The sequence below is a fragment of the Rhizobium sp. SG741 genome (genome assembly GCF_012275435.1).
Taxonomy (GTDB): Bacteria; Pseudomonadota; Alphaproteobacteria; order Rhizobiales; family Rhizobiaceae; genus Rhizobium; species Rhizobium lusitanum.
Window position 1 is genome coordinate 1 of record NZ_JAAZQP010000033.1, and the last position, 7,232, is coordinate 7,232.

Here is a 7,232-nt window from a genome sequence, read left to right on the forward strand (position 1 = left end):
AGCGTCCAATTCCGCCATCTCGCGCACCCCTATGAAAGCGCCCAAGATGGCCCATCATCGTAAATGGCCGGTTAATCTGCCAAAGTAGTGCTAGGCCGCGTCGATCAAAATTTCGATAAACGCACGAACAGCCGGGTTGGTGCGTCGGCTTTGGGGCCAAACCGCAGTGACATTGTGTCTCTCGACGGCAAATTCTGAAAGGATCGGCGTCAACTGCGCGCGCTTGACCCAGGCGGTCGCGGCAAAACTTGTGGCCATTCCAATCCCCGCGCCGGCCGCGACTGCGGTCATGACGCCTTCGCTTGCATCGACAACGATACCCGAAGATGGAACGATTTCGACCTCACGTTCCCCGATCCGGAACGGCCATCGAAAAAGCTGGCCTGTGCTTTTGTACCGCAAATTGACCGTCTCATGCTCCACCAAATCGTCGGGATGCCCCGGCGTGCCATGTTCAGCCAAATATTCAGGCGATGCGAAGCAGCACAGCCGATGCGGCGACAGACGCCGCGATAGGAGACGCGAGTCGTCGAGTTCGCCGATGCGGATAGAAAGATCAATCCCCTCAGCGATAAGGTCGATCATGTGATCACTGAGACGCAAGTCAATCGTAACGCTTGGATACCGCTTCCTGAATTCCGCAAGGGCTGGAGCGATGACATGCAGGCCGATTGGAAGCGACGCCGCAATTTTCAAGTTGCCAGAGGGCGCTGCGCGGGCTGCCTTTGCCAATTGCTCGATTTCTTCTGCGTCGCGCAAAAGGCGAAGTGCCCGCTCATGCAGTTCTCGCCCCTCGGCGGTCAGCGTCAGCGAGCGTGTCGTGCGGGTGAAAAGCGAAACCCCGAGACGTTGTTCAAGGCGCTGAACGCTCTTGCTGACGGCCGAGGGGGAAATGGATAGCGATCGCGCCGCGGCCGTGTAGCTGCCTAAAGACCCCGCTTTCGCGAAGGCGATGAGGCCGGTCAATCTGTCCAAGCCGACTTGTTCCGTCATGGAACTACTAAAGCGAATTGAAGCACGATTATCAATGTTAGATAAATTTATTATTTCTTTGCGGAAGACGCAATTTAAGCGAGACGAGGGCACCATGACTGAGATGATGAAGGCGGTCCGACTGCACGAGTTCGGCGGTCCCGATGTTTTACGCTACGAGAACGCTCCTCGACCCGCACTAGCGAGTGGCGAAGTGCTGGTCCGTGTCCATGCGGCTAGCCTCAATCCACCGGATCTCTATTTGCGTGACGGCTATCGAGCGCTGCCTCCTGAATGGCGACCCAACGCTACCTTTCCGCTGATCCTTGGCACCGACGTGTCTGGGGTAGTCGCGGCAACGGGCGAACAGGTTACGCAATTCAGTGTTGGCGATGAGGTCTATGCCATGGTCCGCTTCCCCGACGACCTGATGAAAGGAAGTGGTGCTTACGCCGAATACGTCAGCGTGCCCGCATCGGAACTCGCAAAGAAGCCACCGAAAATCGATCATCTCCAAGCATCCGGCGCGCCGATGTCGGCTCTTACGGTCTGGCAGTTTCTTGTGGAGCTGGGCCATGACGCGCCCAACCCCTTCCAGTCATTTCCTCATGCGCCAATTCCGCTTGAGGGCAAACGTGTCCTGATCAATGGCGCGGGAGGGGGCGTCGGCCATCTGGCGGTTCAAGTTGCCAAATGGAAGGGTGCTGATGTCACTGCGGTCGCCTCTGGGAAGCATGAGACGCTTCTTCGTGAACTCGGCGCAAGCCAGTTCATCGACTACACCAAGGCGTCCGTCGATGCAGCCGGACAGGATTTTGATCTGGTGATGGATGCCGTTGGGGGGCCGAACATTGAACGCTTCTTGAGCGTTATTAGGCCGGGTGGGGCTCTCTTCCTCGTCAATCCCCTGGGCTTTTCCGGCCACGAGGACGCTGTCGGGCGTGGGATTACCGTCTCATCCACCCAAGTCCGATCACATGGCGCGCAACTGGCTGAAATCGGTCGATTGCTCGACGACGGCACAATTCGAGTCGTCATCGATAGCGAGTTTCCATTGGCGGAAGCATCTGCTGCCCATCAGCGGGCTTCGCAAGGCAGCATTCAAGGCAAGATTGTACTCAGGGTGGATTGATCACACCAGGTCACACGAGTGCGGTCACTCCCCCGAAGGCTCTACAACTAAGGCAAGCATGATGCTGATAGTAACAGGATATATACACGTCGATCCCCAGGAGGTTCCGCACTTTCTTGCGGAACTGAAGGATCTTGCGATCGTGACAAGACGGCGGCCTGGAAACATCTCCTATGATGCCGCAATTGATGATCCCGCGGCGGGTAGGCTGCTGATCGCGGAACGCTGGACCGGTCAGGAGGCGCTGAGCGCGCATCTTGATGCTGAGGAGACCAAAGCTTTCGTCGCGCGATGGCAGGGAAGCTTGCGGGGTGATGTGAGGAAGTTTGATGCTTCGAACGAACGGGGTTTGCTGGAATGAAGAATTGTCTCGGTCGCCTTGCCGGGCATGTTCAAAAGGGTATTAGACGTTGATCATGGTTGCTCATCCGCGCCTAAGTCCATCAACTCTTCACTGAGATCTTGTCGCGATGGGGGAGGTACACTCCGCGGCCCTGGAGTTCATTTCGAAGGGCCTCTGGTGAAAGCGCGATCAAATTTGGCTGTTGGCCAAGCCACGCCGCGTTCAATTTTACGAGGCTTTCTCGGTCGTTAACAGCAAAGAATTGACGATCAATCAAACTCAGTTTCCTAAGTACTGGGTCTTTGGAACTGGGTTGGGGTGTATTAATGAACTGTCGTAGCTCCTTTGGATCAATGGCGGCGACAATGGCCGCCCCGTCGTCGAATAGCTCTAGATGTCGGAGCGCTTTGATGTCGACAAGCCCCTTTCTTACCATTGCTACCGTTTGGCTGTCCCACTCAGATTCTCCCACAAACTGTGCAAAGCCCCCGTCCACCATTTCGCCATAAAAGAAATCGACGTAACGGCTCTCCAATGCAGCTCGATTAATCTCGTTTTCTGGGACTTTCGAATCTCGGAGACTATCCACAACAGAGAAATTGGATTCCACGATCCCCTGATCGTCGCCACTTGCGAGCGCCTCCGCAGAAACGATCGGTGAGGCTCTGAATGCGGTCGTTTGATCCGGAATATGTGAGGCAGATGCAGGCGACGCCGCCTCCTTCTGGGCTCGCAATATTGCAGCGGTCTCGACTTCGTAAAGTTGAGAATGTCCTACATCGTAAATCCAGAGAACGCCGCTGAACACCAGAACTGGACAGATTATCGTACTCGGACGTAAAGGGACCATGCTCCACCATTGCGTATCTCGTTTCGGTCAGCCTTGGATAATCGCTCATGCCGATTAATGAGCGATCAACGGACTCTCTCGCTCTGTCTTTCGGGAAGCGATGTTTCGCTGCAGATGAGCGCGACCCTGAGCAGGTGAAATAGGCCCAGGGATCGGTGACCGTCTAGGTCGATTCTTGTCACGAGCCGGCGCAAAACGTCCTGTGCATTCGATCGTGACCGCTGTACGCGCTCAAGTCGAGAGCTGTTTGTGACGTCCGGCGATAGAGGGTTTCACGGCCCCTGCCACTCATTTTGCCCCACGTACGGAATCCGCAAGCGAATAATCAGCTCGCCGAGCGAGCGCTTATACACAGATCTTCAAAAAACTACTCGCGTGCGGCTCTGATCAAGAGAGCCTTCCTCCGGTCAAAAGGTATAAGCAACAAAGGTGAGCTCTATAAGGTGTTCCGACGCAAGATTATCTGAAGCGTCCCGTTAAGGGAAAACGACGATCCTTGGTCGTTGGCGATTTCCGATGAACTTTCGGCCCAGGAGGAGACTGGAAACGCTTGAACTCCGAGCGCCGGACCTGACGGCGGATCATTTGTATAAATTCGAGCGGTTCGCCAAGCTTGGCGGCGATCTCGGCATCGGTGTGACGCTCCTTGGCGTCCTCCATCTCCCACAGCACGGCGTCGAGGCGCGGATAGGGTGGAAGACTGTCGGTGTCGCGCTGGTCCGGCCTTAGCTCCGCGCTCGGCGGTGCTTCCATGGTCTGCCGCATCGAAGCGATCGCACCCTCGTTATAGTGTTCGAGCGGTTTGTCAAAGGCCTGGAACCAAATGCGCGCGAACAATGGATCGGGGTCGATTGCTTGTTTGTAACGCATCTCCAGGATGGGAAACACGTCGATAGCCTTGTACAAATCCTTTAGTGGATTGAAGGCAGCACGCATGTCGCCATAGAGCGTGCCGTATCCCATCAGAATCTCGCTCTTGTTGCTTGTGCCCAGGATGGCCCTGCGACCGTGGTCGTTTGAGATCGCGGACAGCGTATTGCCCCTGATCTGGGCCTGCAGGTTCTCATCAGCGAGACCGGACATGTCACGCCCATAGACGTCCCGGAACTTGGCTTTGCTGGCCTCATACTCTTTTGTGATCGGGAGTGTCCTAGCGTTGAAACCAGCGCCCACGCCGATGGCAAAATCGTTGGCTCGACTGCTCGAGCCGGAGGACGTGTAGGGCGAAGGCATCAGCGCCGCATTGACGCGGGTCGGGCCAAATACGTCACAGGCCAGCGCGGCGACCAAGAGCGAATCCGCACCGCCCGACAGGCCGAGTACGACATCCTCGAAGTCGTTCTTCTCAATATAGTCACGCAGTCCAAGGCCGACGATGAGATAGCGCTCCTGCTCGTCGGTCAGTTCAACAGGCGACTTGGAGGCTTCATTTCGAAAGCCACGACCGTCTCTGTCGATAAGCGCGACGACCTCGACGCCTTCCTTGCCGGGTTCCATCTCAGAGATCGTGCCGTCTGGATCGATGGTGGCCGAACAGCCATCCCATACCAATTCGTCATTGCCGCCGACCTGGTTGACGTAAATCAGCGGCACGCCCGTCTCGGCGACACGTTTCGCGAAGATATTGCGGCGGAAATTGCCCTTGGCGATGGCAAAAGGGCTTGAATTGATGGAGACGATGATCTCAGCGCCTTTCTGCCTGAGTTCATCTGTCACGTCGTCGAACCAGATATCCTCACAAATGCAGAAGCCGATGGTTGCCTTTCCCACAGGCCCATCGAACATCAAAACGTTAGCCTCGGCGTCCGTTCCAGTTTGGTCCAGGCGACTTTCAAACCAGCGCACATCGTCGAAGACGTCATAGTTTGGCAGATGGGTTTTCATGTAACTGTGAACGTCCCGACCATTGCGGAATACGACGAGGCCGTTGCACATCTTACGGCCCTGGGTTTTGCCACGCAATGGCGATCCCACCACGATCGTCAGGCCATATTGCCCTGAAAGAATGCGGTATTGATCCAGCCAGTGGATGACCGCCTCTTGATAGTCGGCTTCGAGCAGATAGTCGCCAGCGGCGTAGTTCGCGACAGCGCATTCCACCAACACATGAATGTCAGCGTCCTTGGCTGAGAAAATGCTGTCTCTACTCTTCTCGAAATTCCCCCTGAAATCGCCGGTAGTGTAGTTAAGTTGGTGCATGGCGAATTTGAGCTGCCGCATTCCAAAACTCTTTGGTGGGCCGCCGTTATCGACAGCTTGATAATTGGGAGGAAGGCCGATGGCCAAACGGCACAGGATTTCGGTGTCGCAAACCGATGTGAGGCTAGCATGCCGATCGGTGCTGGCAAGAGGTTATTGTGTTTTTGATCGTCGGCGGCAGATTTCGATAAATTGGGGCAGCGAATTTCAGAAAACCGCGGGGAAGGATGTTGCCGCGCGGCGGTGGGCCGTCGGCATCTGTGGTGCGGGTGGCAAGCTGTATTTCTTAGCAACCAAAATAGTCAGATCCAGGATCCGACGCGACTTAAACTCAAGGCGCGAAGCCGTGCGATTTTCGACCGAAGGCGTGCTTGCAATGTCAGCCTCCGCACGGTTCACCCGAAAATAATAGGCGATTTTTGCAACGCCGTAGTGGCTGTGGCGCCATCGAATTTGCCCCACTTACCGATGGCCGAAGTAAAAGGGGCAGATTGATGGGAACGCGGACGCAAACCGCAAGCAGTAGATGGTGCAAGTCCATTGCGATGAAGGAGCAGCGATCCACATCGGCCCCGAGTCATGCGCGGGCAGTCGTGAGGCTCTACGTGAAGTGTCGACAGGGGAGCACCGAATAAAGCGGAAGCGAGGGCAGCGAAGACTACGCCGTAGAGGGGAGGAAATGAATACCAGCTCTTGGCGACTCGGAATATCTTGGAAAAGCCGCGCCCTCATCCCGATTGATCTCCTTTAGATCGCTCCGCTGCTGGCTTGGTAGGGGGCAGAACAAGATTAAGGGGCTCAAGAGCGCGGCGGGGTGAGGCTACCGCTCCGAAACGGCGGCGCCCATCGGCTGGGAACAAGTGCTGGTAGGAGCCCGGCACCTGTTCGATTTGCTCTAGAAGCGATAGGTGACGCCGGCGCCGATGAGCCACGGATCGAGGTTGGCTTTGCCGCTGACATGGGCACCGCCGACACTGGCATCGAAATCCGGCCTCAGGAAGATCTTCTTCGCATCGACATTGAGACCCCAATGCTCATCGAGCATGTAGTCGAAACCGGCCTGCAGCGCGACGCCGAACGCGTTCTTGACGTCGAGGCTGCGGGCGTTTTTGCCTGATTGATCGTAGAATATCGTATAGTTTACGCCGGCGCCCACATAGGGCCGAAACGCGCCGAAATCGGTAAAGTGATATTGCAGTGTCAGCGTAGGCGGCAGCAACCATGTTTTGCCGATTTCGCCGAGACCTGTGATCGCGCCGCTGCCATACACCTTGGCATATGTCGTGCCGAGAATCAGTTCCGCCGCGATATTGTCGTTGAAGAAATAGGAAATATCGAATTCCGGAATGACCGCGTTCGAGTAGGACAGGTCAGAACCCGCCAACCCGTCGACGCGGCCCGAGTCCCTGGTGATCACGCCGAGCGCGCGCAGGCGTATCTGCCACGGGCTTTGGCTCGTTACGGCGGGCGCCTCACCCTGCGCGCCAGCCAGATCAGCCGCTTGCGCTGTGCAGGCCGTGGCTAATGCGGCTGCCGTTACGATGGCGGGAACGATGTTGCTGGATATCATCTCTTTCTCCTTCAATCCGAGACTCGTGTCGGTTGGGAGAAATATCCGCTCTCGGGAGGGTGATGATTTGAGCTAGAGCAGGTCCTGCGATCGATGAATCGATTGTGAGGTGACGCGGCGCGGCGAAGCTGATTCAACATCCACAGCAAAGAGGTGGATGATGGCA

At 56.3% G+C, this 7,232-nt stretch carries 6 protein-coding genes; 2 read left to right on the forward strand and 4 right to left on the reverse strand.

Annotated features, from left to right (window positions below):
* Positions 1 to 90: 90 nt before the first annotated feature.
* On the reverse strand, positions 91 to 993 hold the full coding sequence (locus tag FHT29_RS34170) for a LysR family transcriptional regulator (RefSeq protein ID WP_047558139.1): 903 nt from the start codon (positions 991 to 993) through the stop codon (positions 91 to 93).
* A gap of 94 nt (positions 994 to 1,087) precedes the next feature.
* On the opposite strand from FHT29_RS34170, the gene FHT29_RS34175 reads away from it, so the two are divergent.
* Together FHT29_RS34175 and FHT29_RS34180 are read left to right on the forward strand one after the other, a co-directional pair.
* Positions 1,088 to 2,104: an NADP-dependent oxidoreductase gene (locus FHT29_RS34175; RefSeq protein WP_047558439.1), complete on the forward strand. Its 1,017-nt coding sequence runs from the start codon at positions 1,088 to 1,090 to the stop codon at positions 2,102 to 2,104.
* Between the two features lie 61 nt (positions 2,105 to 2,165).
* A complete protein-coding gene (locus FHT29_RS34180; RefSeq protein WP_047558442.1) occupies positions 2,166 to 2,465 on the forward strand; it encodes a putative quinol monooxygenase in 300 nt (99 codons plus the stop codon).
* Positions 2,466 to 2,547: 82 nt separating this feature from the next.
* Here FHT29_RS34180 and FHT29_RS34185 read toward each other — a convergent pair whose 3' ends face one another.
* The 3 genes from FHT29_RS34185 to FHT29_RS34195 form a co-directional block, all read right to left on the reverse strand.
* Positions 2,548 to 3,255, reverse strand: coding sequence for a hypothetical protein (locus tag FHT29_RS34185; protein WP_047558140.1), 708 nt, complete (start codon positions 3,253 to 3,255; stop codon positions 2,548 to 2,550).
* 501 nt (positions 3,256 to 3,756) lie between these two features.
* A complete protein-coding gene (nadE, locus tag FHT29_RS34190; RefSeq protein ID WP_112441428.1) occupies positions 3,757 to 5,517 on the reverse strand; it encodes an NAD(+) synthase in 1,761 nt (586 codons plus the stop codon).
* An 874-nt stretch (positions 5,518 to 6,391) separates the two neighbouring features.
* Complete coding sequence (locus FHT29_RS34195; protein WP_168601187.1) at positions 6,392 to 7,066, reverse strand: OmpW family protein; 675 nt, start codon at positions 7,064 to 7,066, stop codon at positions 6,392 to 6,394.
* Between the last annotated feature and the right edge of the window lie 166 nt (positions 7,067 to 7,232).